Below are 25,709 nucleotides of genomic sequence, written 5' to 3'. Positions count from 1 at the left end.
GCAATTAAATAATCCTCTCTGAAAATTATTGGAGTACAAATGATTTTTGCATATATTGCACTGCTTTTAGCGGGTTATCTTTTAGGCTCAATACATGCCGGATATCTGTTGCCGAAGTGGCTTTTCCGAATCGATATCCGCGAGCACGGCACGGGTAAAATCGGCGCCTCCAATGTTATGCGGGTAACCGCAAAATGGATGGCCGTTCCGGTAATGCTGTGTGATGTCGGCAAGGGGGCTTTAGCGGTCTGGCTGGCACAATTAGCGGGGCTTGAGGGATGGATGCAGGTTACGGTTGGCCTTGCCGCAATTATCGGCCATAACTGGCCGGTGTTTCTCGGTTTTAAAGGGGGGCGGGGGGTTTTTACAAGCCTGGGTGTAATTACAATGATATCCCCTTGGATCGGGCTTATTATGTTGGTGGTTCCCTACCTTTTTGCCCCCGTGAAACAAGTTGCCCTCGGCGTTTTTCTGGTTGTATTTTCGTTGCCGTTTCTGAGCTGGTTTTTCTACGAACCGTTCGGCGTGGAAGACAGATTAGGCGTAACCTTGGGCTTTATCTTGCTCTCTCTAATAGTATTCGGAACGAGGGTGATTACTCCGCGAACGGCGCTTAGCGCAAATACTTCCAATATTGAATTATTCTTTAATCGTTTATTTTTAGACCGTGATATTAAAGATGCCAAAGCCTGGCATAACCACAAAAAAGGGGACGACCGTTAAACTTGATGGAGCCCTTAAAATGTGCCAAGCATCCCAATACCGAAACGAATTTATTATGCGGGAAATGCGAAAAACCGATTTGCCCGAAGTGCATGGTGGAAACGCCGGTCGGTATGCGCTGTTCGGAATGCGCACGTATCAATAAACTGCCGACCTTTCAAGTAAATAACAAACAAATGCTTCTTGCCGTTTCCGTTGGGCTGCTGATTGCCTTGGTTTACGGTTTTCTGTGGGGCGTAATCAGTCTTTTTGTGCGTTTTATCTTTTTGAATTTACTGTTCGGTGCCGGAGCCGGTTTTGTAATCAGCGAAGGGATGAGCCGTGTTATTAACCGCAAGCGCGGTACTAAATTGGTAATTGCCGCCTGTATTTTGGTTTTTTTGAGCGGGTTGGTTAGCGTTACTGCCGTGTTTGGAACGGCGATATTTACCGCTCCCCTTTTAATGATGTTGTATTTTGCTTCGATTGTTTTCGGTATCTATGTCGCCTTTAATCGCCTGAGGTAAGTTTTTTTAATAAAGCCCGCCGCAATTAATTGCAAACTTATCTTTATCTAAAACCGCGTCGTTTTTTACTTATACATTAACCTGTCTTTAACTTGTTCCACAACGGCAAACATTGTTTCTCCCGCTTTAGCATTAACGATGATACAGGCTTGATCGTCAAACGGGGTGGGAGTAAGGTTAATAATTACCAAATTCGAGCCGGAATTTACCGCATAGGCCGGTATGTAAGAGGCGGGGTAGACCGTCAGACCTGAGCCGATAACAATCATCAAATCACTTGAACAGGCGCGCTTGATGGCTTCGTTTAAAATATCCTCCGGTAACGGCTCACCGAAAAAGACTACGTTGGCTTTCAAAATTCCGCCGCATTCTTTGCAGTGCGGAGGGTTATCCTCTGCGTTCTCGGTCATTATCAGTTGAAACGGGTAATATTTGCCGCAACCCAAACATGTAAACGAGCGCATATTCCCGTGCAGTTCCAAAACGAGTTCTTCGGGGACACCGGCTTTTTGGTGCAGGTTATCAATATTTTGGGTTATAACGCTGTCCAGCTTCCCCAAGTGATGAAGTTCGGCTATCGCCAGGTGAGCGTTATTGGGCTCGGCGGAAATGCTAAGTTCTTTAAAGAGTTTCCATTGTCTGCGCCTGGCATTGGGGTTTTTCAAAAATCTTTCGTAAGAAAAGTCTTCGGGGTCAAAACGTCCCCAAATACCGCCCGGGCCGCGAAAATCGGGTATTCCGGATTCCGTGCTGGCTCCGGCGCCGGTAAAAAAGGTTAAACGTCTTGATTGCAGGATTAATTCCGCAATTTTATCTACTTTAGGATTATGGTATTGGTCCATTGTTTTCTCTCATAGCCTCGGCAAAGTTAGTTAGCGTTTTAAAACAAACTCCCGATGCTAGCATAATATCATTTTATTGTTCGCTAATCTAGGGCTTTTTAGCTTTTGCTGCCGGATTTTTCCCGTAATTACAAATTTGCAGAAGGCAGCAATCGGTGCAAACGGGCTTTTTGTTACAGGCCTCTTTAGCAAGTTTTACAATCAAAGCATGGTATTCGTTAAACAGAACGGCATCCGCCGCTAAATTTGCGGTAAAAAGCCTTTGGCAGTCATTATAACCGCATTCCTCATCTATTAAGCCGATACGCGAAAAAATGCGCTTGGTGTAGCTGTCTACAACAAAAACCGGTTTCTCCAGAGCGTATAAAAGAATCGAATCGGCTGTTTCCGGACCGACGCCGTAGACTGCCAGCAGATCTTCCCTCAGTCTATTGGTATCCGCTTTGCGCATTTGCAAAATATCGCCGGAATAATTTTCATCCAGCCAGTAAATTAATGCCTTCAGCTTACGGGCTTTGGCATTATAGTAGCCGCTGGGTCTAATCAGCTCCGCAAGTTCGGGAAACGACATTTCTTTAATTGCTTGGAGCGAAAGCGCATCGGCGTTCTTTAAATTGCCAATCGCTTTTTCCACGTTACTCCACGCTGTTGATTGCGTTAATACCGCCCCAATCATTACCTCAAACGGCGTTTCGGCCGGCCACCAATTCTGGGGCCCGTAAGCCGCTAAAAGTTTGTCGTAAATGTTTCTAATCATAAAATTCATTCTGCTGTCTTTTTATTCAGAGATATCGTCACATAATCGGAATTGTGTTTTAACTTAGTCTATAAACCGATTAACGGGGTTGCAATCGGATACAACCCCGTTAATAATCCAAGTTTATTCAATTTATCGGAAAAATTATTCCAACGGAGTGAGAGTGAGCAACTTTTTGGCGATATCGGGATAGGTGGCAATAAACTTAAGCTCATCCTCGTTAAGCGGTTTTTGTGCGGCAACATTGGCATACCTTACCAGTTCCAGCACTTTATTGGCTTCGTCTCTGTCTTTAAAGCACATCGAAAGCGTGCCCATAACATGGCTAAAACCCGAAATTCCGCTGTACTCACCGGTACATATTTCCCTGCCGGTTTCGACCAGTTCGGGGTCGCCCCTGCCCAGTTCTTCAAAACCGTAGAGTTCGTAATTTTCGGGGTCCTTCAGCACACCGTCGGCATGGATGCCCGATTCGTGAGCAAACGCATTGGCTCCGACGCCCGGCTGGTTAATGGGAATGGGAACTTCAAAGGCGTAGCTGGCAAATTTAGAAATTTTGTAAGCCTTGGAAAGATCAACATCACCGCCCAGTTTGTATTTTTCGTTAAATCCTTTTGATTTGGTAATGGCCAAAATCGTGGCCACTAAATCGGCATTGCCGCAGCGTTCGCCGATTCCGTTAACCGTGGTGTTAATGTAAGCGTCTTGTCCGCCGTCAATAACCCCTTTAGCCCCGGCAATCGACGTTGCAACCGCCATTCCGAGATCCCCGTGGCAGTGCAGCTCAATCGGCATCTGTACGTTTTCGGACAGTGCTTTGGCAGCGTCATAAATCGAGAAAGGATTATCGTAGCCCAGTGTGTCGCAATATCTTAAGCGATCGGCGCCGTGCGCTTTGGCGGCTTTGGCGAATTTAATCAGATAATCCAAATCCGTTCTGGAAGCATCTTCGGCATTGACGCCGATGGTTTTGGTTCCGTGCGCTCTGGCGGTTTCAATGGCTTCTATCATATCGTTGATAATATCATCACGATTCTTTCTGCCTTTGAATTTGCCGTCGATCATTTGATCGGAAGTAGAGATAGACAAATTAAGATGCTCAAGCCCCGGCACTAATTTATAGGCTAGCTCAATATCGGCGGCCATTGCCCTAACCCAACCCTCAAGCCGGATATTTTTGAAGGCGCCGATTTTGGCAAGTTCGAGGTTGGCTTGTAAGTAGTTGGATTCATGTCTGGTGGTCGGGAATCCGAATTCCGATTGGAATATCCCCATCTCATCCAAGAGCAGGTTAATCATTGTCTTCTCCAGCTTGGAGAGACCCAACTTGGCGGTTTGAACACCGTCTCTGTTGGTTACATCAATTAAATAAATTTTTGGCATAATATACCCCTTTTCATAAAATCGGAAATTTTTGACCTATGATAGGTGGTCAATAGATAATGGTAGCATAATATTCTCTCAACGGCAATAATATGTTAGAATTAATCGGGAAATTTTCCTTTTTTTAAGGTACGCAAAAAGGCTCTTGTTAAAGATATTCAGAGTGTAATTAAGCGAAGGGACGGAGAAAACAAATGGAAAAGATAAAGGTTGGGATTTTAAACGTTAGCGGATATGCCGGTGTGGAACTTGCCCGTTTGCTTGTGTGTCATCCCGGTGTCCAGCTTGTTTCGGTTACGGGGAGAAGTACCGCCGGGAAGAAGCTTGCGGAAGTCTTTCCGCATTTGGCAGGTCTTACCGAGCTGGTGATAGAATCGGAGCTTAGTGATGTGGATTTTGCGTTTGCGGCGATGCCCCATAAAGAAAGCGCGCCGGAGGTTATTAAACTTATTGAGCGCGGTACGAAAGTGGTTGATATCAGCGCCGATTTCCGTTTAAGTAATCCCGCCGATTACGATGAATGGTATGGTTTTACTCACCCGTCACCGGAACTGCTGGATAAAGCGGTTTACGGCTTACCCGAGCTTTATCGTAAAGATATTGCCGGCGCTGATTTGGTTGCTAACCCGGGTTGCTATCCGACCGGTGCAATTTTAGCGATGGCACCGGCGGTGAAATACGGCATAGCAGAAGATGATATCATTATCGACAGCAAATCGGGGCTGTCCGGTGCCGGACGGACTTTAACTATCGGTACCCATTATGCGGAAGCAAACGAAGATACTACCGCTTATGCCTTAAAAGGTCATCGACATATGCCCGAAATCGCACAGGAATTATCTTTTTTGGGTGAAGAAGTTGTAAACGTAACTTTTGTTCCGCACCTTGTGCCGATGACGCGCGGTATTCTATCCACCTGTTATGCCCGGCTAAGAGATGAGTTTGTGACCAAAGAAGATATGCAGGCGGAAATTACCGCTCTTTACAAAGATTTTTACAAAAATGAACCCTTTGTTAAAGTGGTTGACGCCCCGCCGCATAGCAAAAACACTTGGGGCAGTAATATTTGCCATGTTTATCCCTTTATCGATAGCCGAACAGGCCGCCTGATTGTGGTTAGCTCAATTGATAACCTTATTAAGGGCGCTTCGGGGCAGGCAATTCAAAATATGAATATTATGTCCGGTTTTGCCGAGGTTACCGGCCTTGATTCCCCGCCGATTTATCCGTAAGCTCTAAGTTTTTTGCTCAGAGGCAGTTGCAGCTGTCTCTGAGCGGTTGTTTCCCCTCAATTCTCTCTTAATAAAGTTATTGCCTCTCCCTCCTTTCTTCTGCTATGCTTGAGTCTGCCATGACACAGAAACAGACTGACGCTACAACTGCCCCCCGCTCTTTCGGTAAGTGGGATTATCTTAAAATCACTGTGCTGGTCTTTGCTACGACAGGGTTGTGGCAAGCGATGCACTCTTTAATCCTTCCCATTCGCATCCTCGATTTTATCCCCGAGTCCGAAAAAAACACATATCTCGGCTTAATGACGTTTACCGGCTTAATCCTTGCCATGCTGTTGCAGCCTGTTTTCGGGGCTATCAGCGACCGTGTCGGTTTTCGTATGGGAAGAAGACGCCCTTTTATAATTATCGGAGGCTTATGCCTGCTGCTCTTTTTACCGGGGATTGGGCTGGCGGAGAGCTATGCCGTACTGTTTAGCATTTATTGCGTAATGCAAATTGCAAGTAACGCCGTGCAAGGGGCGCACCAAGGGCTGATTCCCGATCTGGTTCCCGAGGGTAAAAAGGGGCAGGCTTCGGGGGTCAAGGGTTTTGTGGAGATGATGGGAGGGGTTGTCCTTATCTACATCATCGGCAAACTGATAGATAATTACGCCGCGGGCGGCGGTGACCAATGGTTATGGTTGTCGATTTTAATCCCCAGTGCGGTTTTACTTGTTTGTATATTAATTACCGCCTTAGCCGTTAAAGAAAATCCGGGGAGCGGCGAAAGCCGTATTTCAATCAAAGAAGTTCTGATTAACACCTTTAAGATTGACCTCAAAATGAACCGCAAGTTTTTATGGTTTTTAGCTTCGCGCCTCTTCTTTTTTGCCGGTTTGGGGATAATCCAACAGTTTGCTCTTTATTTTTTGATGCATATCGGCGTTCCCGACCCGGCATCGGCGGCGGCTCAATTTTTAATACTGGCGATTGTCGGAATGTTAATTGTTGTTTATCCGGCAGGCAGATTATCGGATCGCATCGGGCGTGTGCCGATTGCCGTAATATCCGCTTTAATCGGGGCATTCGGGGTGCTTTTAATAATTTTAACCAAAGACTATAACATCATTATGATTGCCGCCGGATTTATCGGGGTGGCGTTGGGCGGTTTTACAAGCACAAACTGGGCAATGGCAATCGATTTAATAGAAGAAGGCCAGGAAGCGCGTTATCTTGGGATTGCCAATATGGCGACTGCCGGAGCGGGAGCCTTGGCGCGTCTGATTGGGCCGATAATCGATTTCTTTGAAAAACAGAGTTTTGGTATGGGATACCAAGTTATGCTTTTTACATGCCTTGTTTTCTTTTTGGCCGGAGGGCTGGTCCTTCTGCGGATTAAAAAAATCAGTTAACGAAATCAAGTATAAACTGCAAGCCCAAAGCGCTGCCCCAAGAGATGGCAGTATACAAGATGGTTCTGCCGAGCCAGCAGGCAATAAAAAATTTCCAAATCGGGTAACGTAATGCGCCGGCAATACAACCGACGATATCGAAAGCAAAGGGGAATATCGAAAGCACAAAGATTGCCGGGGCCCCGTGTTTACAGAGAGCCGCTTCCAACTTAAGGTACAGACGATTGGTTTTATTGGCAACCAAGGCCTGTCCGCCAAAACCGGCGAGATAGCCGGTCATTTCACCGATGGCGGCTCCCAGCCCGCCTGCCAGCCCCACCATTGTCGGTGAAGGGAGGGTAGCTCCTAAAACGGCAATAATCGCAAAGTTGCCCACCGGCAGAACAACGGAAGCATTCAGGATTACGCTGATAACAAATGTTCCGAGATAGCCGTAACCTTTGAGGTCCTCAATCAAGTTCGGGTTATATTTATAAGCCAGAAAAACGCCGACAACAATCGCCACGATAAAGGTCAGCATCAATATCGGGAAAAGTCTGGTTTTTACCCACGAAGGCTTACACTCCGCCGGGGTTTCTTGCGAGTCCTTCTCTGTTTCGTTCATATCTCCTGATATTCTATCACAACGGAGATAAGATATTAAAAGGCGCTTTTTTTAAATTATTATTCCCCGGTTTAACGGCGGTTTTAAACGGTTTTTTTACGATTAATAATGGCGTTTAATTTCTTTTTATCGATTGACAACGATAGTACATTTGTGTATCATTAGCTGGAATATAAGTGTAATGTAAATCAATGATATCCGTTTTTTTATTCTGCATTCTTCATGACCATTCATAAAATGATACATTATATCTTTGTAAAAATTTTTATAATTTGTCACGCTTATTAAATTAAAGGGGGTTTTAAGAATATGGGAAGACCGGGTCCGTTAGAGATTGGGCTAATTCTGGTAATCATTCTCATTGTTTTCGGTGTGGGAAAACTTCCGCAGGTAGGCTCCGCATTGGGCAAGAGTATCAACGCCTTTAAGAAGGGCGCTCAAGGCGACGGCGAATCTGAGGAAAAAGAAGAAGCCAAGCCGAAAAAAGTAGCCAAGAAGAAGAAGGCTCCGGCGAAGAAGGCTCCGGCTGCCAAGGAAACACCCGAGGCGGCAGAGAGCGAAGTAGCTAAACCTGCTGCGGTAGAAACTCCCGCAGAAACGGCGGAGTAGGTTTTTCGGGAGTAATGCGTAATTATTATCCCGAGCTGAAAATCGGCACAGCGTTTTGTGTAAATAGTCTTTAAGCGTATCCCCTTTCCCGGAATTGACAGGAAGGGGATATTTTCAAAAGATGAAATAACAACCGCCCTGTGTCTTTTGGTTTGGGTGTCGGAATTATTTTGAGTTTATTTTAGCGGAGGTGAGGTACTATTGCCGTTTAAAATCGGTCCTTTCGAGATAATAGCTATATTACTTGTCATCTTCATTGTTTTCGGGGCCGGCAAGCTGCCCCAGTTCTTTGAAATGTTTGGCAAATGGAAGCAAGATTTCAAAAAACACAGACAGGACGATGACGAGGAATCGGAAGAATTAGCTACATCTAAAACAAGAAAGAAAGCAAAAAAAGGCTAGGTATAGTCTGACGAATTTTAATAATTCGGGAATTAAGCAGAAAAACAGGCGGTTCGGAATTTTAAGTTCATTATAGTTGAGTTTTATCCCGTGCCGAGGTGCCTTGTTTATAAAAAAATATAACTGAAAATGAGATAGAACAATGGGTTTAGACCTTGGTTTTTTAGAAATACTGGTTATATTGGTAGTTGCTCTTCTTGTAGTCGGGCCCGACAAACTGCCCGAGTATGCGCGTCAGTTTGGTAAGATGATGCGCGATTTGAGAAGGATGACCAGGAATTTTACGGGGGAAGTAACCAAATCGTTGGATATGGAAGATGATTTCGATGATTTGAAAAACACTGCCAAGGAAATTAAAGGTTCACTCGATTCGGAATCCTTAAAAATCAAAAACGCCCTTGATGCGGAAGCGGACGAAATCGCCAAAACAATAGACGATGAAATTCGCGGCGTTAAGGAAAGAATGGATGACGAAACCGCTCAAATTGCAGATATGTTGGAAAAAGATTCCCTTGAATTTAATGCGGCAACACTCGAAATAAAAGACTCACTGAAACAGGGTGCCCAAGAAGTATCCTCCACATTAAACGAAGGCACCGAAAAGTTAAACGAATTCTTAAAAACAGATGCCCCGGCCATTGTCGATACGGTTAAAAAGCCCTTGGAAACACCGGCGAGGAATATCGATGCCCCCGACGACAAAACAATAACCCCAGCCGAAAAGTCTGATACCGAGGGGGCGGAATAATAACGTGGTAACGCCCGTATTTAAAAGAGATCCCTATACCGGCAAAAGGATGCCGATTAAAGGGCATCTGGTAGAACTGCGTGACCGTGTCGCCAAATCCGTTGTGGCAATGGTTATTACAACCGGTATTACCCTTGTTTTTGCCAAAACTTTAATTCTTATTTTAAAGCGCCCCGCAAAGGGGATTGAGTTTCAAGCCATTACCCCAACCGAAAATATTGCCGTTTATTTTAAGGTTGCCCTGGCGGGCGGTTTTATTATCGCGATGCCCTTTTTGGTTTATCAAATGATTGCCTTTATCGCTCCGGGCTTAACTTCAAAAGAAAAGAAGACAATTTTTCAGGTTCTGCCCTTTGTTACCTTGTTGTTTGCAATAGGGGTTGCGTTTGCTTACTTTGTTGCCCTTCCGCCGGCAATGGGTTTCTTGGGCGGTTTTTTGAGCGATGTAGCCGAAAACGTTTGGAGGCTGACCGAATACGTAACCGTTGTAACACGTATGATTTTGTATGTCGGTTTGATTTTTGAAACCCCGTTAATTATTATGATATTGGCGCGGATGGGGCTGGTTACCCCGCAGTGGCTTGCCAATAAACGTAAACTGTGGATTGTCCTTGCGTTTGTACTGTCGGCGCTGATTACACCGACAATGGATCCTATTAATCAGTCGATTATTGCCGTACCGCTGATTATCCTCTTGGAGTTAAGCATTGTCCTTTCAAGGTTCGTTTACAAGCAGCGCAAGGAAAAAGAGGCGGCCGAAGCAGCGGCTTAAAACCTCGGATTTTGATATCTGTAAACCGGGTTGTATAATTATAAATATAATTTTAATTGGCGGGTTACGCTGCGGTACCTGCCGGGAATGTTGAATGGTAGATCAGTATTGTCTTTGTTTTTCTTGCGGACAGGAAAAAAGATTTAGCCCCAATGAAGCGGTCAGCGATGTATTGGAAGGCTGGTTGATTCTTTCCGCTTTTAACGGCAACGGTTCCGTTGTTAGATATAATTTTTGCTCTTATGAATGTCTTCGGGATTGGGTCCTTTCCCAATCTTCACCGGCAGCCGTGATGTTTATGAATTCTTTAAATAACGATCTCGGGAATAATAACTAAAACAGATAGAGTCCCTTTGGTTTCCGGCTTATTTTGGAGCGGGGTACCTATCTGTTACCGTATCGGTCGGATAAAATTTACGCTTAAAAGACTTCTAAACCCCGCTGCTTGATGCAATCTTTATTCGTTCAAGGTATAATAATTAAGTACAGACGTGTCTCTAAAAATTTCCGCATACCCTCTTGCAACAGGAGTTATATCAGGTGGATAACAAGCAAATTGAATTAATAAACCGAATACAGGAATTAAAAAAGGCCAAAAATGCCGTTATTCTGGCGCATAACTACCAGCCTTCGGAGATTCAGGATATTGCCGATTTTGTCGGGGATTCGCTGGAGCTTTCACAAAAAGCCGCCTCGACTGCGGCCGATGTAATTGTTTTTTGCGGCGTTCATTTTATGGCGGAAACCGCTTCAATCTTATCCCCTGATAAAACGGTTTTACTTCCCGATTCCGCAGCGGGGTGCCCGATGGCGGATATGGTTACCGCCGAAGAACTGATTAAGGCCAAGAAAGAACTGCCCGATGCGGCGGTGGTTACTTATGTTAACTCAACCGCGGCGGTTAAAGCCGAATCCGATATCTGCTGTACTTCGGCTAATGCCTCAAAGGTGGTTGCCGGTCTTAGCGAGGAAGAAATTCTCTTTGTCCCTGACCAATATCTGGGGCAATACGTGGCATCACAGGTTCCGAATAAAAAATATACCTTTTGGCCCGGCTATTGTCCGGTTCATGCGGATATTAAGGCCGAAGATGTTCTCAAATTGAAACAAGAATATCCGGAGGCCAAGGTGGTGGTACACCCCGAATGCCGTCCGGAGGTAACTGCGCTTGCCGATGAGGTTTTAAGTACCGGCGGTATGTGCCGCTATGCCGCGCATCCTGAGGTTAGGCAAATGATAGTGGTGACCGAAATCGGTATTATTCATCGTATGCAAAAAGAAAACCCGCAAAAATTATTTATTCCCATTTCACAAAATGCCGTTTGCCGAAATATGAAGCTGATTACCGTTGAAAAGGTTCTCCGCTCTTTGGAAACCTTAACGCCCGAGGTTAAAGTCCCCGAAGATATCAGGCTCAGAGCTGTCGGCGCAGTTAACAGGATGCTTGCCGCAGTTTAAATATCCAATAAGGAGGTGGCGATGCCAAACTCCGAATATGCAGTTATCTTTATTACCGCTTCAGCCGGTGAAGAGGCCGATCTTATCTCAAAAGTCCTGGTGGAAGAAGGAAAAGCAGCCTGCGTTAATATCGTTGACGGGGTACATTCGCTTTTCCGCTGGGAAGGTAATATTGAATCGACAGACGAAAGCCTGCTTATTGTTAAAGCCAAAACTTCCTTTTTAGAAGAAATAATCCGTATTGTCAAAGAGATTCACTCCAATGAAGTCCCCGAAATAATTGCCCTGCCGATTATCGGCGGTAACCCCGATTATTTGGCCTGGATTGATAAAGAAACACTGTAAACGAAGCGCAAAGCAGACGTGTAATTGCGTTGTAGACGGGATTTTCCGGTTTGCGGCGTAAAAGTAAAAAAAGCCAAGTCAATCAATAATCTCCCGTATTTGGCAAAAGGAGGAGTTGAAATGAATAAAATGCTTGGTAAATCGCTATCCGTTATTCTTGTAACAGCAATAATTTTGATAGGCTCAATAGGCGGCACGGTCAGCGCGGCCGATATCAGCGGTAAGGCGTTAAATGAACCCGTCGCTACTGTAACTGTTGACGACCAAAGTTTTTTGTTGCCACTTGACGGATCGGATAAGGTTTTAGGCAGCAATAAAGGCCCCATTACGGTTGAAGTTGTAAGCCCGGCGAATAAACCTTTCGCTATGGAAATTGAAGCGTTGGCAGACGGAACGTTAGTCGCAAGGGTTTCAAAAACTGCGGGCAATAATACAAGCTTTGACTATATGAAAACAGAAACCATATATGCAAAATCTGCCGAAGATACCCAAGAAATTTGTAATACCGTGCGCTAGGAGGGCGATATGTGGACAGCTATTGCTTGGGCAGTTATTGTGGGAGTTTTACTTTTATACGGTTATTCCATCTATAAACGAAGTATAAAGGGCGTCGCTTTAGCATTAATAGTTTCGGTTATCGCCCTTTTGGCAACAACCTCTACCGCCTTTGTAATTACAACTGCGCTCGGACTGCTAATTATTCTGGTAATGGCAGCTTTTAAGTTAAGCGAGCGAAACACAAAACCTTCCGCAGAAAAATAAAGTCGCCTATCTGATATTCCCGATACATCCGGTTCTATGTTGATAGAATGCGCCCTGTTGCACATTATACTTCCCGCTCTTCCGACCTATATATGATTATATTGCTTTTTCCGTTTTAATATTTCTGTTTAGCACAAATATATTAAAAAAAGGTTGGTAAAGAGGCGTTATAAGTGTATAATCAAGTAAATGTGTAAGCGTATTGCAGAGGATATCAGAACTGTTTTTAAAGGCGACCCGGCAGCAAGGAGCGTGCTTGAGGTTTTGACATGCTATCCGGGCTTGCATGCCGTTTGGGCGCACCGCGTAGCGCATTTTCTTTGGAAACACCGTCTGCGTTTGCTTGCCCGTCTTCTTTCGCATTGTACGCGCTTTTTTACTGCTATTGAAATCCATCCCGGTGCAACTATCGGGCGCCGTTTCTTTATCGACCACGGTTCGGGTGTTGTAATCGGAGAAACAACCGAAATCGGTGAAGACGTTCTGATTTATCAGGGTGTTGTTTTGGGAGGCACCAGCCTTAACAAAGGCAAACGCCATCCGACTATCGGTAATAATGTCGTTATCGGTACCGGTGCGGTGGTTTTGGGCGCAATTAACGTTGGAGACGGTGCTAAAATCGGCTCGGGTTCCGTAGTAATCAAACCGGTGCCTGACGGAGCAACCGTTGTTGGCATTCCGGGCAGGGTTGTGGACGAACACCATAAGCCGTTATCGGATCTTGAACACGGCAACTTACCGGATCCGGTTGCCGATATTATTAAACTGATGCTTAACAAGCAGACCAAGCTTGAAGAACGGCTTGCCAAAATGGAAGCCGGCTCAGGGATTGAACCCCCTCACGACGAACTGAAACAGAAAATCAGAGAAGTAATCAAAGAGTTTGAACAGGAATAGCCTGTTTCTTAATAACTCCGATTTAAGCGGTAAGAGATTAAAAGCGCCGCAACAGGTTTTCTTTTTGTTTTCCATAAACAAAACGGGAGGAACAATGTCATGAGTATCGAAAAGCATTTTACCACACAGGAAGCTCAAGAAATCGGCGACGAGCTGGGTATCGACTGGACGAAATTCGATGTTGAGCAGTTTCGGATGGGATTGGATGTTGAATTGGAGCACGGGTTGGTTGACCCGCAAACCAATGTTACCGATGACGACCCGCTTCTAACCGGTAAGATTGCCTTGGCACACTTAAACGAATTTGCCGATTACTATACGCGGCTCTACAAAATGGAGGAGGAAGCCGAACAAGAATTACAGTAAAACGAGGCCGCCCGTTTAAGTTTTTCGCGCGATTATGCCGGCGGTTGCTTTTTTGGCATCGGTAATGCCTTCAAAATAGCGTAAACAGCGGAAATCGGCAAAAATCTTCAGCAGTTCGTTGTATTCCAACAGAAAATCCCTGTTGGACGGTTTTCCAAACTGCAATTGGTCCACGGTATAGGTTTCGTAGACTACAATACCGCCCTTTTTAAGCGCACCTTTTATCTGAGGCATCAGCGGTCGGTGGAGATAATTAAAACAGATTATAAGGTCATAAGCGGATTCTTCAATCCTGTATTCCCCCGCTTCAATATCGGTAACGGCAGTTTTAATTTTAACCCCTTCCGAATTCGCCTTTTCGAGTGCGGCATTAACCGATTCTTGCGAAATATCAACCCCTTCAACATCAAAACCGTTTTTGGCTAAATAAACAGTATTGCGCCCGTTTCCCATTGCAATATCAAGCGCTCTGCCGCGCGGCAGTATGCCAATATTTTGTGTTAAAAACGGGGAGGGCTGCAGGTTGCAGTGTGTGTCCATTGGGATTAAATTACTCTTCTTTCAAGCTCAAAAATAACCGGGTTATCGGGGTCGGGGCAAGCCACAATTGATTTTGAAGGGTCTTTTTCCCAAGGGAAAGAACCGCCGAACTGCAATACCTCGACAAACGGGAAAACAGTATAGAAGGCCCAAGAACACATATGGCAGGGGGTGCTTTGGCCGATTACAAACTCATCGCCGACTTTATGCCCGGCTTCGCAAACGCCTTTTTGCGAGATTACTTTTGCCACTACCGTATACATTTTCCCCTCCCGTTTATATTTTGAGGACAAATATCATTATTACGTAAGCCACAAAGAAAATCAGCCCGAAGGTAAGTGTGTACCAGTTTAGTTTATTAAAACGGATACACAAGTAAAGTAAAAAGGAGATAACCGTTGTGGCGATTACGCTCATCAGAATATGAATATCAAACGGCCATTTTATTAAAAACAGCGCCAGCGCCGGATAGAAAGTGGAATAAAGTATTTTTTCACCGACAAGCGATCCGAGGCTTAAGGTGTCTCTGCCTCTAAATCCCCATATCAGGGCGGTTGAAGTTTCCGGTATGGCGGTTGCCGCGGGGACAATAATCAGCGCCAGTGCCAGCGCACTAAGCCCGATTCCGGTTGAGAGATTCTCAACGGTACCGACCAGTTTTTCCGAGCCGATATAGAGCAGCCCTACGGCGACAAGCAATTGAAAGACAGCCAGAAACACCTTGCCGCTTGCGGATTTGGAGGCTATGCGGGAGAAGTAGGGCGTTTCGGCATCCTCAAGCTGCCCGGCGTGTTTTCTTTTGTACATCAGCCATATGTAGTAAATAAAAGCCCCCAAAAAGATAAAGGCAAATACGTAGTTTACGATTTGATTGTGGGCTAAGGCCGGTATAATTGTGAGCGGAAACAAGATTGTAACAAATAGAAACGGTGTTGTTAGCGATTTATCGACATGCATATGTCCGCTGGGCCTCTTTTTAAGTAAAAATCCAAGCAGAATAGCAATTCCCACCAGACCGTACGAGAGGCTGGACGCCATAAACGGCTGGCCGTAAATGGTTCCGACCCCGATTTCATGCCCCATGCCGTCTTTGAAGGCAAAAATAGCAACTAAAAAGACCACCATTTCCGGTATTGACGTAAAGAGCGGAGCGATAATGGAGCCGACAAACGAACTCCCCAGTTTCATTTGATAGGCTATCCATTCGATAGCGTTGGTAAAAATAAGCGCCGCCACAAAAATAAGGGCCATCGTTCCCAAGAGTGTTAATACCGTTGTTGCCATTTAGCACCCGCCCGCATAAATAAATTAAAAGAATTATACCTTAATGAGTCTAAAAACGCACAGAAAATTCATTTTAAGATTGAATGAATTTAAGCAGCATCAAAAAATTATAAAGGGTTCTTCCTGCCAAAAAAGAAAGGCTCCGTTTTTCGCGGAGCCTTTCTTTAATAATTGATTGGTAGCCGATAAGGCTAGTCTTCCCAGCCGCCGCCCTTCCCTAATTTAGAGAAACAAAAAGCAAGCCCGCCGATAATAAATAGCCACACAATGATTGTGTTTATGATTGCAACAGTTGTCATTATTCTTCCTCCTTGGGCGCTTTAGTCGCCATTCGCCCGAGTACGAAACTCAAAATCAGAGTAACGCCGAGTATCAACCATAAGATATGTGACCCGTTAAACGGACCGACTTGATAACCTTCGTAGGCGTTGGGGATATCAACCATGAAACCACCGTAAATTACAACAAATGTCATTGCGATGGGGAGAACTAACTTGATAACCCAATCCCACCAAGCACCGAATTTAAAGTCTGAAGTTTCGTTCAGGTATTCGCGCAGTTTGCGAGCGCCGAAGACCCAGCCGACCAAGAGACAAGAAATAATACCGGTAATCAGCAGGCCGTAGAAGGAAACGGCTCGGTCAACCATATCAAGCCAGTAAACACCGGCCTTGGTTGTAAAGAGCATACCCAGTAAGAATCCGGCAACACAAACGATTATGGTGGATTTCTTTAAGCTCCACCCCAGTTTGTCTCTTAGCGGAGCGGCAACGCCGCCGTGTGCCAAGAAGAATGCCGAGTCGATACCCAAGAAGAACAGGCATAAGAAGAAAGCAACGCCGATAAGACCGTTTAATGCCGGCATCATTGAGATAGCCGCCGGGAATGTTATAAACGCCAAGCCCAGCCCGGAAGCCGTAACTTCTCCGGCTGAGATTGATAACGCATTCATAAAGAAGCCGACTACGCTAAATACCGCAAAACCGGCAAAGAAAGCGGTGGCACTGTCTGAGAAGGTAACGATTGCAGCATTGTTGTTAACATCCGATTTTTTAGCCATAAAGCTGCCGTAAGCATACATACCGGCCATACCGACCGAGAGTGAGAAGGCAACCTGGCTAAAGGCCGCAAACCATACGCCTCCGTCGGCCAAAACACTAAAATCAGTTGAGAGATAATAGTTAAGGCCGTCAACCGCGCCCGGAAGGGTAATACCGCGGATAAAGATTATAACAAGTAAAGCCCAAGGGATTAATACCGTCCAGAAAGCAACCTTACCGAGGACTCTGGCACCTTTAAACATAACAACGTACATTATTATCCAGATAATAGCCAGCATAAGAAGAGTCAGCCAGACTTGGCCGCCCAATTCGGTTGGTCCTGAAGAGACTTCCAAGATGTTTCCGAAGAAATAATCAGCAGCACCTTCAGCCGCCGCGGCGCCTTTACCCCATGCCATCGTAATCGAGTCTACGGCATATCTTAAAGACCAAGCCATTACCACGGTGTAATAAGACACTATTAAAAATGCAACAAAAACGGGCCACCACCCTACCCATTCCCATTTTTTACCGATGCCGGCAAAGACACCGGGGGCTCCCTTTTGGAAATATTTTCCCAGACCGATTTCCATCATCAACCAGGGAATACCAAGGATTATAAGCCCGACAATCCATGCAAATAAAAAGGCGCCTCCACCGTATTCATAACACATGTAAGGGAAGCGCCAAACATTACCCAGCCCGATGGCCGAGCCGATCGCCGCAAAGATAAAGAGCGATCTACTGCTCCATCTTTCTCTTTTTACTTCCATTGTTTGATCCTTTTCTACCTTCCTTTTAACAGATTTTTAAAAATAAGACAAAAATGGTTCTAACTCTTACCTCCTTATGTCTATGATTTTGTAAAAAAACGCCAAACTCTATAATCAACCATCGACTCAGAGCAAACAGAAGTATGCGATACTTAAATTAACCTCGATTTTAATAAACTTGACTATGCTATGTCAATAGTTATTGACATTAAATGTCAGTAATTTTTGATTTTAATGGGATAATAAGGCAAAAACAGCGAAAACATCTTTAAACAGAGTCCGTCGGTTATGGAAAAACAGGGGGAGTTTTTAAATTTGCATGTTAAGACCCTCGGTTGCAACAATACCGTAAATCATTTTATTAACTTCTTTATCGGTTTTATCGAAATAGCTATTGACATCACCAAAAAGGTAACCTAATATGTTGTTGTGCTCGGTATTTTATATCTGCCTGCTCTTGATATCGGAAGCATTTTTCCGAGACCGACCGGATGTGGTTTTTAGGGTTAAAAGGAGGGAGTATGTTTACGGAGTTATGCGCCCTGCGCTTATATGACAACCTTCTTTTAACGCGTAAATATTTTGGAATTTGCAAGTTTACTTCCGTGAGGTGCGCTAATGAAAGATAACGGTTTAAGCTCCCAAGACAGTAACTCATCTCAGCCCCGTAAAATTACCGATACGATTATAAATGAAATAATCGCTTTCCGTGAGAATAATTTTCCCCAACCCCCGGATGACTCACTTGTTGATGACACTACGCCCGCCATACAACTTTTAGAGATGGCGGATAAACTTGGGGAGAACCCCATTACGCGCCGAATGCTTCTTAAACTGGCGGCCCTCGGAGGAACGGTATTACTTGCCAACAGCATTGTCCCTGAAGCAGCCGTTACCTCTTGCGATTTGAAAGCCCCGTTCGGCAGCTGTTTACCGGGGGGTGATAAAACTACAACTACCTCGACAGAACCTGGGTTTAGCGCATCCGTTCTGCGCAAACAAGATATGTTGATCTTAAGATTCGATTTCTATCATCTTAAACTGAACGGAACCAATTTGGAACGCGTAAACGATGATAAAGATGCTTACATAGCGGTAAACTTTGCCCATGGAAATGATATCCTGCCGCAAAATATTGCGGAACAGGCTTTTCTTGAAACGGCGGAGGAATTTGCGGACGACACCGAAGATCCCTCCTCTGCCCCGAATCCCCCCGGCGGTTCGGAAGCGCTCCTTCAGCCCGGTTCGGTATCGGCCAGATTGGCGGGGGTTAGCCGTCTTGTTTTTAAAATCCCGCCCGGGACAGCTCCGATTCCATTTACACTTAACGAATTGTTGTCTTGGAATAAATATGAATTGAATGTAGCGCCGACGGCCCTGCCTTCGGACGAAACGGATTTCGGTAAAATTCCGACGGAGCCGCAAAAATGGGAGACGGCTTTGGAGGTTCCTTGGCAATTAATAATGTCGCCGAACCGCCATGCCGGTTGGGCGCATTCTTTTAATCCTGTGACACATAACAATCGTACCGAACTTTGGCACTCGCGTATGGGTGTCAGAAAAATGTCTATAAGCGGGATAACCCTTAATCAGACCGCCAAGGGCACTTGGGAAGTGGATGAAAAGCAATCCAAGTATCGCACGCTGCGTGCCATCTGGACGCCCGGATTTGATCGCCAAATCACCCCCGATGCCAACGATATGAATCCGTTTAGGATGTCGCTTACAAATAACGACCGCTGGCAATTGGTGAGGCTAACTTCAGACTATAATATTGCTAAATACAGCCTTGTGCAATCCGATTCCCTGCAATATTACAATCCGACGCCGGTGGATGTTAACCGGTTTATGTTAAGCAGCCTCGGTGCATGGCTGGATGCCCGCGGTGTTTGGGAGAACGCTCCGGCAGGCGCCGACCTTGATATTGTTGAATGGCGTCATTTGGCCGCTATGGCGCGTGATAATTACGTGCGTGTAGTTTATAAAGGGTTCTTGTTTCCGACAGGGCACGGGGCGACGCTTGTAAAGGTTACCGAGCGCAAGGTGCAACCGGTTCCGCCCGGCGGCACTATGTCCGGTAATACGGCGGCATATCTCCGTCAGCGCTTTTTTATTGTTGTAAGGCAACCCGTAAAAACATATCCCGCTCATTCTTCACAACCCAATCAGGGGCGGCAGTGGCCTTTTAATAATGTGCGTATCACAACAACGATAACGCCGTCGCTTGATGACCCTACCCTGACCGGTGAGGCCTACGATTTGGTGGGGCGCGGGCAAAAAGCCTTTTGGCCGAGGGTTGCCGGTAAAGACTATCTTTTCCATATGACGGCAACGGACGGTGACGGACAAGTAACGGAATTTACCGCCCCGTTGGCATTTATTTCCTCCACACTGCAACAGGCGGAGGATTTAGGCGATTTCCTTCAACCTGCCGTTGAAGCGTATAACAAATCAACTGCCAACAAGGATAGGCGATTAAGGGCCCTGCAAGGGCAAAAAGTGGCACTTGCGCCAAGCTCTGCCAAAGACGGAATCGCAGGCGGTAAGCCGGGCGATACCGCCGCTGAAATAAAAACGATAACTTTAGGCGCGGAGCTTCCGACACCGCAGAATGTCAGCTTACCGGATGACATGCCACGCTTTTTCCCGATTTGGCAGGAAGCCGACGTTCGCCTTCCGGGTGCGGAACAGGCTTGCGGCAAGGCTTTACCGGAGCCGGTGATAATTGAACTCCATCCCCAGTATCTTAAAGACGGTTTCCAACCGGCCAATAATCCGGCTTATATTTGGGCAAAGCTCAAGTCAAAGGTTGATATGAATTTCAACGGGACGGGCGATAAATCCGGTGCGCTGATTACCCCTAATATGCAAATTAGTGCCCTTTCGCGCAATAAAGGGGTGATTGCCGGTCCGGTCGATACCGTTCCGACAACCTTTGACCCCGAACAGTTTTTTACAGGCGCCAAGATTCTGGGAGGGATATTGCTTTCGGAAATTATTCAGCCCGCGAACTTTGGTGACGAACGTAAATCTCCGCGGATTACCAACAATATCATCTATCCGAATGGGAATAACAGCCTTCCGCCCGAGGCAATCGAAACGCGTATAGATTGGAATCCGGATGTTAAGGCGGACCCGTTACGTATATTCGAACCTTCCGCTTCCACCAAACTGGAAGTGAAGGGGGTTTTTGTTACTCCCATTGATCCGCCCGCGCCGCCTACGTACGATATTAAAGGCGATCTGCGTAATTTCCGGATAAATATGGTTGGCAACGGGGATTACTTATTTTTGCGATTCCACTTTACAAAAATGGTTTTTACCGCCAAAACAGGCAAAAAACCCGATGTTGATATTGATATCAACAAAACGGAGTTTGCCGGCCACTTGGAATTTGTTAACCCGCTCAGAAAATTTATGGAAAAACTGGGGTCGGGGATGAGTCTGGATGTTACCCCAACGGCGGTGAGTGCCGGTTTATCACTGCCGATTCCTACCGTTGGTGTCGGTATTGTCACTATTCAGAATATAAGCCTGGCTTTTAAATTGGCGATTCCCTTTACGGGGCAACCGGCCAGAGTCAGGTTTAATTTCTGCGAGCGGGAAAAGCCCTTCCTGTTAACGGTTTTTGCTATCGGCGGCGGGGGTTTCTTTGCAATTGAAGTAGGTTTAGACGGGGTGGAACGACTCGAAGCGGCGTTGGAGTTTGGTGCCAGTATGGCACTTAATATCGGAGTTGCCAGCGGCGAAGTCCATGTTGTCGGCGGTATTTATTTTGAGATGGAAAAGGTTGGAGAGCCCGAAGAAACCGTTAGCCTTACCGCTTATGTTCGTATGGGCGGTTCAATGAGGGTTTTGGGGCTTGTAACCCTTTCGGTGGAATTTTATCTGGGGCTTACCTTCCAAAAGCCGCCCAACGAGTTGTGGGGGCAGGCTAAATTGACTGTTAAAGTCGAGGTTTTGTTCTTTAGCGCCAGTGTTCAGCTTTCGGTTGAACGACGAATTGCCGGCGGTGACGGCGGCGGCAGTAACCCTCCGGTGTCGGCAATCCATTCCGGAGCACGTGCCGGGAAACGGGTTAATTTAGCGGCCGGATCGACAAGCGGAGGCTTTGAAGATTTAATAAATCAAGACGAATGGACCGAATATACTGAAGCTTTTGCTCAAATTGCCATGTAGCGGAAGGACAAGGAGATAAGCTATGAAAAAACAGACAATAATGTGGACGGCCCTGCCTGACGGAGCCTATTCCATTACGGGGCGGCTGACCAATTTAAGATTATCGGTTTTTGTTGCACCGCGTCTGGAAACCGACGATAAAAATGCCACTCTTTCCGCTTTTCCTGATTTTTTGGATTGGCCCGCTACTTTGTTCCCTACTGACGGCCGTCGGTCGGTTATGTTTAGTGTTCAATTTAAAAACGGCGAGACGACACAGGCCGCTATCGTTAGCGAATTACCGAGTTCTCAGCTTTGGCAGGCTCTTTTCGATAAAAACACACGCATTCACCCTTATGAGATGCAGGATTTTAAAAATATGCCGATCCAATCTTTCCCCGTAAAAAATATCGAGGCATTTTTTAAAAAGCAGTATATCGATTTGGCAACAACTTCCGGCGGAGATTTTCCGACCGCAAGTGAACTGTTCGTAAATGAGGATTCTCCTTTCCGACCGCTGGCTTTTTCGTACAGGGATAAAAACGAGGAACAATTAACAAACAATATAATGAACGAGCTTAAAAGACACGGCTATGTATCAGCCGGCAGCTCCGGTGATCCCGCCGAAATCACCAAATCCTTTTTACAGGCTAAACTCTTTCATAAGCCGTTTAACGCTAAAAGAGTGACATTAGAGCCCCCCGCCATTGATTTTCATAAGGCAATTTCAATTCTTGCCGATTATCCGTATCTTCTAAGGCGATTGGGATTGGTTTTTGATTTGGTAGCCGCTTTACCGCCGCAGACCGCTTCCGAAAACACGGTGCAGGTATTGGCAACATGGATGCCGGGAATGCCCGATTTCACCGATGTTGTAACGGTTAATATCCCCGACTGGGACAGGAAAATGGCAACCCGCTGTTATGTGGATTCGTCTTCGTTTTATTCTTTGTCCAGAGTCGGTAATCCTGAAATAGTTGACAGGATGCTTCCGTTTGAGGACCAAAGGCGTTACCATGTAACTGCGATTGATGTTGACGGTTCCGCTATTAAGGCAATCAATTTTGCCTCAAATTTAACATTATCACACAGTACCCGCAGGTCTGCCGATACCCCCGAAAAAATATCTCTTCCGTCGTTACGCTCTGCCGGCATTTCGGTTGCAAGGATAGATAAAGCGGAGCAAACGCACGAAACGTTTGAAAGGCAAGACGATCTTAATCAAAACTTCGAAAACGGGAGCGACATGCTTTTAAGCGCCGAAGACCTCACACGCGGATTTGTGATTGACGTCTGGGATTCGCTTACCAATAAGTGGCATTCCCTTTGCCGCCGCGCGGGAACTTACGAATTTTTAAAGCCCTCTTCGGCAATTGTCGAAAGGCATGAAGATGAAGGCTGGATATCACAAGGGGTAACGTCTGCCGCCGATGATTCATCCGATATCCTGCGTCAGGGAGAATCGCTTTTTCATTGGAATGGGTGGAGTTTGTCTGCTCCCCGCCCGGGTAAAACAATTGACCCCGACGGCAGCCCGAACTATACAGGCAAAGAGATAGACCCCGATTTTAAATTAGGCGTTGAATTTAAACCGGTACCGGGTTCTCTTCCCAGATTACGCTACGGAATAACCTATCGTTTCAGGGCAAGGGCCGTCGATTTAGCCGGTAATCGACTGTCTTTAGATAATAAATACGATGATAAACATGCTACCGAACCGCTTGTTTACGGGCGCTTCGAGCCGGTGCCGACACCTGTAACGGTTATGCGCAAGCAGATTACCGAAGGTGAGTCGGTTGATCATATCGTTATTCGCAGTAATTTTAATACACCCTTTGAGGCGGTAAGCGAGCGTCATATTGTGCCTCCCAAATCGGCACAATCTTTAGCGGAGACTCATCGCCTTTTTGATGATCCGGAAAGCGGAGCGGTAGATAAAAATGCCTATAAAGTAATCGTTCCGAGAGAAAGCGGTGTTATTGCCGGTAAACCGGACCCGGATAATCATGACCTTCCGTTTGTGGATGAAGACGAGATTGAACTGCCTTATCTGCCGGATATATTCTCGCGCCAAGCCGTATTTAATGGGCTCCCCGGCGGGCCGCAATCCTTTCCGGTCAGTTTCGGCTACTCGGAGGGCGCCAAATGGCCTTATGCCTTGCCGTTTCGTCTGGTGCTAACGGAAGGCGAGAAAGCGCATGCCAACTTTTACGAAAAAGAAAGGGTATTTGAAGTAGTACTCCCCAAAGCCGAGGTTTTAAAAGTAAAGTTGTCATCGGGGATGACCAAAGACGATATTTGGCAAATGGGTTTAATACAGTGGATTATTGAAGAAGGTAAAGATGAAACGCCGTCCGTAGTATTGGCGTTAGAGGGTAAGCATTGGATGCTGACGCCCTATCGCACTCTAACGCTTGTACATGCGGTAAGGCAGCCCTTGCTTACTCCTGAGTTCGGGTATTTCTCATTCACCCGTGCTGTCGGGCAAACCTTTGCTCATTTATACGATCGCATGATGAGGGTACATCTCAAAAGTACCGTTAAAATCGATTTAAAAGCCGATTGGACCGAAAATATAGATCCGCTGGGAGAGGCTGGTCCGAGGGTTATCAGCGTAAGCGCACATCCCTTTGATAATGCGGTGAATTTACCGGCCGCAAATGAGGAGGAAGATATTTTTTACCTCCAAGGCAACCATGAATTTAGCGATACCAAATACCGCAAAGTAACCTATTCCGCGATTGCTACGACCCGTTTTGCCGAATATTTCCGCAAGCGTATCAAAAATGTAAAGCTCAGCGGAGATGCCCCGTTTACTCTTTCAAGCGAAAAATTGGTGGAAGGTTCGGAGAGCGTACGCCTGGCCGATAACAGCGCCGGGTATAAAGCCTACGATGCCGAGAGTAAAGATGGGGATTACGTTGTTGATTACAATACGGCTGCCCTAAGGCGCACCAACACCTCCGAAAAATCAAGCGCGATTCCTGAAAATACAAACCTTGAAGTGGCCTTTATTGAAAAGCCTATTACGCGTGAGACCGAATCTCCGTTTACCTTGGATATCCTTAGCGCGGCAAGACCGGCGGCTCCCAAAATCCTTTATGTTATCCCGACTTTTTCATGGGAAGCTTCCTCCGGCGGCGGGAGTAATACGTCTGTTGTCAGTAATCGTATCGGAGGGGGCATTAGGATTTATATGGAAAGGCCTTGGTACTCTTCGGGCGACGGAGAGCTTTTGGGGGCGGTGCTTTGGCCGGGTCCGTCGAGCATTTCGATTTCGAAAGACCCGGCGCATGAAAAAATTAAGCCTTTCGTAACCCAATGGGGGCTTGACCCGCTCTTCCTTTCGGCGCCGATACCAGCCTTGCCGACACTTAATGCGTTTAAGTTATCTAAAAAGGAATATCAGGCATCGGGTTTGTTGTTGGAAGAAGTTCACGATGCCAATTTAAAGGTTAATATCGCCGGGCATGAAGTTGCTTACGATAGCGACCGCAAGCTGTGGTATTGCGATATGCAAATCGATGCCGGTAAAACCTATTTCCCGTTTGTACGTTTGGCGTTGGTACGTTATCAGCCAAATTCACTCTCAACGGCGATTACTGGCCCCGATACGTTCATTGACCCCAATAAAGATAATGTCCACCTTTCGCGCGTTGTTCTGGCTGATTTTATTCAGTTGGCGCCCGATCGCTTTGCCGGTGTTACGCGCGATGATTCCGCTTCCGATGTAAGGCATATTACGGTTAGCGGACCCGGATACAGTAAAACCGTTGGATATGAAGGGCATGCGGTTGTTGAGGTTAGCCTTGAAAAGATGCGTGACGGGATTGATCCGGAAGTTGCCGGAGAACTGGCTTGGGAACCGCTTAATCAAAACCCGGTGGTTCTTACTCATCAATTTAAGCAACCCGAAAAAGACGGCGATTCCGTATGGACGGGCGATATTAAACTGCCGGATGCGAAAAATGTTTATCGGTTGGTGATTAAAGAATTCGAGGTCTTTAACGTATCCGGACTGACTGCGATATACCAGCGGCGCTTGGTTTATGCCGATACCATCGTGTTAAGGCCGTAGATAAAGCGGGATTTTAGTCGAAATAAATAAAGCCCT

General features: G+C 46.0%; 25 protein-coding genes and 1 pseudogene. 18 read left to right on the top strand and 8 right to left on the bottom strand.

Annotated features, from left to right (window positions below; translation table 11 throughout):
- The first annotated feature begins 39 nt into the window (after positions 1–39).
- Positions 40–723 (top strand): glycerol-3-phosphate acyltransferase, encoded by a 684-nt coding sequence (locus tag WC958_04060; GenBank protein MFA5629406.1) that lies wholly within the window; start codon positions 40–42, stop codon positions 721–723.
- Positions 724–728: 5 nt separating this feature from the next.
- Positions 729–1,229 carry a B-box zinc finger protein gene (locus WC958_04055; protein ID MFA5629405.1) on the top strand — a complete coding sequence of 167 codons (501 nt, stop codon included), beginning with the start codon at positions 729–731 and terminating at the stop codon, positions 1,227–1,229.
- 65 nt (positions 1,230–1,294) lie between these two features.
- On the opposite strand, the gene WC958_04050 is transcribed toward WC958_04055, so the two are convergent.
- From WC958_04050 to WC958_04040, 3 genes are all read right to left on the bottom strand, one after another.
- Positions 1,295–2,071 carry a Sir2 family NAD-dependent protein deacetylase gene (locus WC958_04050; GenBank protein MFA5629404.1) on the bottom strand — a complete coding sequence of 259 codons (777 nt, stop codon included), beginning with the start codon at positions 2,069–2,071 and terminating at the stop codon, positions 1,295–1,297.
- Positions 2,072–2,159: 88 nt separating this feature from the next.
- Positions 2,160–2,828, bottom strand: coding sequence for an endonuclease III domain-containing protein (locus tag WC958_04045; GenBank protein MFA5629403.1), 669 nt, complete (start codon positions 2,826–2,828; stop codon positions 2,160–2,162).
- 144 nt (positions 2,829–2,972) lie between these two features.
- Complete coding sequence (locus WC958_04040) at positions 2,973–4,211, bottom strand: homocitrate synthase (GenBank protein ID MFA5629402.1); 1,239 nt, start codon at positions 4,209–4,211, stop codon at positions 2,973–2,975.
- A 194-nt stretch (positions 4,212–4,405) separates the two neighbouring features.
- Between WC958_04040 and argC the strand changes: the two genes are divergently transcribed.
- Positions 4,406–5,443 carry an N-acetyl-gamma-glutamyl-phosphate reductase gene (argC, locus tag WC958_04035; protein ID MFA5629401.1) on the top strand — a complete coding sequence of 346 codons (1,038 nt, stop codon included), beginning with the start codon at positions 4,406–4,408 and terminating at the stop codon, positions 5,441–5,443.
- Between the two features lie 119 nt (positions 5,444–5,562).
- Positions 5,563–6,837 carry an MFS transporter gene (locus tag WC958_04030; protein ID MFA5629400.1) on the top strand — a complete coding sequence of 425 codons (1,275 nt, stop codon included), beginning with the start codon at positions 5,563–5,565 and terminating at the stop codon, positions 6,835–6,837.
- On the opposite strand, the gene WC958_04025 is transcribed toward WC958_04030, so the two are convergent.
- Positions 6,830–7,441 carry a VTT domain-containing protein gene (locus WC958_04025; protein ID MFA5629399.1) on the bottom strand — a complete coding sequence of 204 codons (612 nt, stop codon included), beginning with the start codon at positions 7,439–7,441 and terminating at the stop codon, positions 6,830–6,832. The two genes, WC958_04030 and WC958_04025, sit on opposite strands and share 8 nt — an antisense overlap.
- A 309-nt stretch (positions 7,442–7,750) precedes the next feature.
- Between WC958_04025 and tatA the strand changes: the two are divergent.
- The 11 genes and pseudogenes from tatA to WC958_03970 all read left to right on the top strand — a co-directional run bounded on the left by tatA (position 7,751) and on the right by WC958_03970 (position 13,800).
- Positions 7,751–7,909, top strand: a pseudogene (gene tatA, locus WC958_04020) (twin-arginine translocase TatA/TatE family subunit).
- Between the two features lie 342 nt (positions 7,910–8,251).
- Positions 8,252–8,452 carry a twin-arginine translocase TatA/TatE family subunit gene (locus WC958_04015; GenBank protein ID MFA5629398.1) on the top strand — a complete coding sequence of 67 codons (201 nt, stop codon included), beginning with the start codon at positions 8,252–8,254 and terminating at the stop codon, positions 8,450–8,452.
- A gap of 142 nt (positions 8,453–8,594) precedes the next feature.
- Positions 8,595–9,200, top strand: coding sequence for a Sec-independent protein translocase protein TatB (gene tatB / locus WC958_04010; GenBank protein ID MFA5629397.1), 606 nt, complete (start codon positions 8,595–8,597; stop codon positions 9,198–9,200).
- Between the two features lie 4 nt (positions 9,201–9,204).
- Positions 9,205–9,972 carry a twin-arginine translocase subunit TatC gene (gene tatC / locus WC958_04005; protein MFA5629396.1) on the top strand — a complete coding sequence of 256 codons (768 nt, stop codon included), beginning with the start codon at positions 9,205–9,207 and terminating at the stop codon, positions 9,970–9,972.
- A gap of 94 nt (positions 9,973–10,066) precedes the next feature.
- Complete coding sequence (locus tag WC958_04000) at positions 10,067–10,309, top strand: hypothetical protein (GenBank protein ID MFA5629395.1); 243 nt, start codon at positions 10,067–10,069, stop codon at positions 10,307–10,309.
- A 203-nt stretch (positions 10,310–10,512) separates the two neighbouring features.
- Entirely contained in the window at positions 10,513–11,430 is a 918-nt protein-coding gene (gene nadA / locus WC958_03995) for a quinolinate synthase NadA (protein MFA5629394.1), read from the top strand.
- Between the two features lie 21 nt (positions 11,431–11,451).
- A complete protein-coding gene (cutA, locus tag WC958_03990; GenBank protein ID MFA5629393.1) occupies positions 11,452–11,775 on the top strand; it encodes a divalent-cation tolerance protein CutA in 324 nt (107 codons plus the stop codon).
- Between the two features lie 120 nt (positions 11,776–11,895).
- On the top strand, positions 11,896–12,291 hold the full coding sequence (locus WC958_03985; protein MFA5629392.1) for a hypothetical protein: 396 nt from the start codon (positions 11,896–11,898) through the stop codon (positions 12,289–12,291).
- A 9-nt stretch (positions 12,292–12,300) separates the two neighbouring features.
- On the top strand, positions 12,301–12,537 hold the full coding sequence (locus WC958_03980; protein ID MFA5629391.1) for a hypothetical protein: 237 nt from the start codon (positions 12,301–12,303) through the stop codon (positions 12,535–12,537).
- A 189-nt stretch (positions 12,538–12,726) separates the two neighbouring features.
- Positions 12,727–13,434, top strand: a complete 708-nt coding sequence (gene cysE, locus WC958_03975) for a serine O-acetyltransferase (GenBank protein ID MFA5629390.1) — start codon at positions 12,727–12,729, stop codon at positions 13,432–13,434.
- 99 nt (positions 13,435–13,533) lie between these two features.
- Positions 13,534–13,800 carry a DUF5661 family protein gene (locus WC958_03970; protein MFA5629389.1) on the top strand — a complete coding sequence of 89 codons (267 nt, stop codon included), beginning with the start codon at positions 13,534–13,536 and terminating at the stop codon, positions 13,798–13,800.
- 15 nt (positions 13,801–13,815) lie between these two features.
- On the opposite strand, the gene WC958_03965 is transcribed toward WC958_03970, so the two are convergent.
- From WC958_03965 to WC958_03950, 4 genes are all read right to left on the bottom strand, one after another.
- Positions 13,816–14,340 carry a class I SAM-dependent methyltransferase gene (locus WC958_03965; GenBank protein ID MFA5629388.1) on the bottom strand — a complete coding sequence of 175 codons (525 nt, stop codon included), beginning with the start codon at positions 14,338–14,340 and terminating at the stop codon, positions 13,816–13,818.
- 5 nt (positions 14,341–14,345) lie between these two features.
- Positions 14,346–14,603: a TIGR04076 family protein gene (locus tag WC958_03960; GenBank protein MFA5629387.1), complete on the bottom strand. Its 258-nt coding sequence runs from the start codon at positions 14,601–14,603 to the stop codon at positions 14,346–14,348.
- Between the two features lie 13 nt (positions 14,604–14,616).
- Positions 14,617–15,624, bottom strand: a complete 1,008-nt coding sequence (locus WC958_03955) for a hypothetical protein (GenBank protein MFA5629386.1) — start codon at positions 15,622–15,624, stop codon at positions 14,617–14,619.
- A 298-nt stretch (positions 15,625–15,922) separates the two neighbouring features.
- Positions 15,923–17,437: a sodium-dependent transporter gene (locus WC958_03950; GenBank protein MFA5629385.1), complete on the bottom strand. Its 1,515-nt coding sequence runs from the start codon at positions 17,435–17,437 to the stop codon at positions 15,923–15,925.
- 288 nt (positions 17,438–17,725) lie between these two features.
- On the opposite strand from WC958_03950, the gene WC958_03945 reads away from it, so the two are divergent.
- From WC958_03945 to WC958_03935, 3 genes are all read left to right on the top strand, one after another.
- Positions 17,726–17,857, top strand: coding sequence for a hypothetical protein (locus tag WC958_03945; protein MFA5629384.1), 132 nt, complete (start codon positions 17,726–17,728; stop codon positions 17,855–17,857).
- A 198-nt stretch (positions 17,858–18,055) separates the two neighbouring features.
- Positions 18,056–21,616, top strand: a complete 3,561-nt coding sequence (locus WC958_03940) for a hypothetical protein (GenBank protein ID MFA5629383.1) — start codon at positions 18,056–18,058, stop codon at positions 21,614–21,616.
- 22 nt (positions 21,617–21,638) lie between these two features.
- Entirely contained in the window at positions 21,639–25,673 is a 4,035-nt protein-coding gene (locus WC958_03935; GenBank protein MFA5629382.1) for a hypothetical protein, read from the top strand.
- Positions 25,674–25,709: the final 36 nt, after the last annotated feature.

The organism is Dehalococcoidales bacterium (assembly GCA_041656115.1).
Classification (GTDB): domain Bacteria; phylum Chloroflexota; class Dehalococcoidia; order Dehalococcoidales; family UBA5627; genus UBA5627.
The sequence above is the reverse complement of the archived record's forward strand: the minus strand, read 5'-3'. Positions and strand labels throughout refer to the sequence as shown.

What these genes read in the sequence shown, in the direction of transcription:
- WC958_03960 (MFA5629387.1), bottom strand. Translation starts at nt 14,603, where the DNA reads ATGTATACGGTAGTGGCAAAAGTAATCTCGCAAAAAGGCGTTTGCGAA.
- WC958_04045 (MFA5629403.1), bottom strand. Translation starts at nt 2,828, where the DNA reads ATGATTAGAAACATTTACGACAAACTTTTAGCGGCTTACGGGCCCCAG.
- WC958_03980 (MFA5629391.1), top strand. Translation starts at nt 12,301, where the DNA reads ATGTGGACAGCTATTGCTTGGGCAGTTATTGTGGGAGTTTTACTTTTA.
- WC958_03935 (MFA5629382.1), top strand. Translation starts at nt 21,639, where the DNA reads ATGAAAAAACAGACAATAATGTGGACGGCCCTGCCTGACGGAGCCTAT.
- cysE (MFA5629390.1), top strand. Translation starts at nt 12,727, where the DNA reads ATGTGTAAGCGTATTGCAGAGGATATCAGAACTGTTTTTAAAGGCGAC.
- WC958_04030 (MFA5629400.1), top strand. Translation starts at nt 5,563, where the DNA reads ATGACACAGAAACAGACTGACGCTACAACTGCCCCCCGCTCTTTCGGT.
- WC958_03950 (MFA5629385.1), bottom strand. Translation starts at nt 17,437, where the DNA reads ATGGAAGTAAAAAGAGAAAGATGGAGCAGTAGATCGCTCTTTATCTTT.
- WC958_03955 (MFA5629386.1), bottom strand. Translation starts at nt 15,624, where the DNA reads ATGGCAACAACGGTATTAACACTCTTGGGAACGATGGCCCTTATTTTT.
- WC958_03970 (MFA5629389.1), top strand. Translation starts at nt 13,534, where the DNA reads ATGAGTATCGAAAAGCATTTTACCACACAGGAAGCTCAAGAAATCGGC.
- WC958_03985 (MFA5629392.1), top strand. Translation starts at nt 11,896, where the DNA reads ATGAATAAAATGCTTGGTAAATCGCTATCCGTTATTCTTGTAACAGCA.
- WC958_03965 (MFA5629388.1), bottom strand. Translation starts at nt 14,340, where the DNA reads ATGGACACACACTGCAACCTGCAGCCCTCCCCGTTTTTAACACAAAAT.
- WC958_03945 (MFA5629384.1), top strand. Translation starts at nt 17,726, where the DNA reads ATGGAAAAACAGGGGGAGTTTTTAAATTTGCATGTTAAGACCCTCGGT.
- WC958_04060 (MFA5629406.1), top strand. Translation starts at nt 40, where the DNA reads ATGATTTTTGCATATATTGCACTGCTTTTAGCGGGTTATCTTTTAGGC.
- WC958_03940 (MFA5629383.1), top strand. Translation starts at nt 18,056, where the DNA reads ATGAAAGATAACGGTTTAAGCTCCCAAGACAGTAACTCATCTCAGCCC.
- argC (MFA5629401.1), top strand. Translation starts at nt 4,406, where the DNA reads ATGGAAAAGATAAAGGTTGGGATTTTAAACGTTAGCGGATATGCCGGT.
- WC958_04055 (MFA5629405.1), top strand. Translation starts at nt 729, where the DNA reads ATGGAGCCCTTAAAATGTGCCAAGCATCCCAATACCGAAACGAATTTA.
- tatB (MFA5629397.1), top strand. Translation starts at nt 8,595, where the DNA reads ATGGGTTTAGACCTTGGTTTTTTAGAAATACTGGTTATATTGGTAGTT.
- WC958_04025 (MFA5629399.1), bottom strand. Translation starts at nt 7,441, where the DNA reads ATGAACGAAACAGAGAAGGACTCGCAAGAAACCCCGGCGGAGTGTAAG.
- WC958_04000 (MFA5629395.1), top strand. Translation starts at nt 10,067, where the DNA reads ATGGTAGATCAGTATTGTCTTTGTTTTTCTTGCGGACAGGAAAAAAGA.
- WC958_04050 (MFA5629404.1), bottom strand. Translation starts at nt 2,071, where the DNA reads ATGGACCAATACCATAATCCTAAAGTAGATAAAATTGCGGAATTAATC.
- WC958_04040 (MFA5629402.1), bottom strand. Translation starts at nt 4,211, where the DNA reads ATGCCAAAAATTTATTTAATTGATGTAACCAACAGAGACGGTGTTCAA.
- cutA (MFA5629393.1), top strand. Translation starts at nt 11,452, where the DNA reads ATGCCAAACTCCGAATATGCAGTTATCTTTATTACCGCTTCAGCCGGT.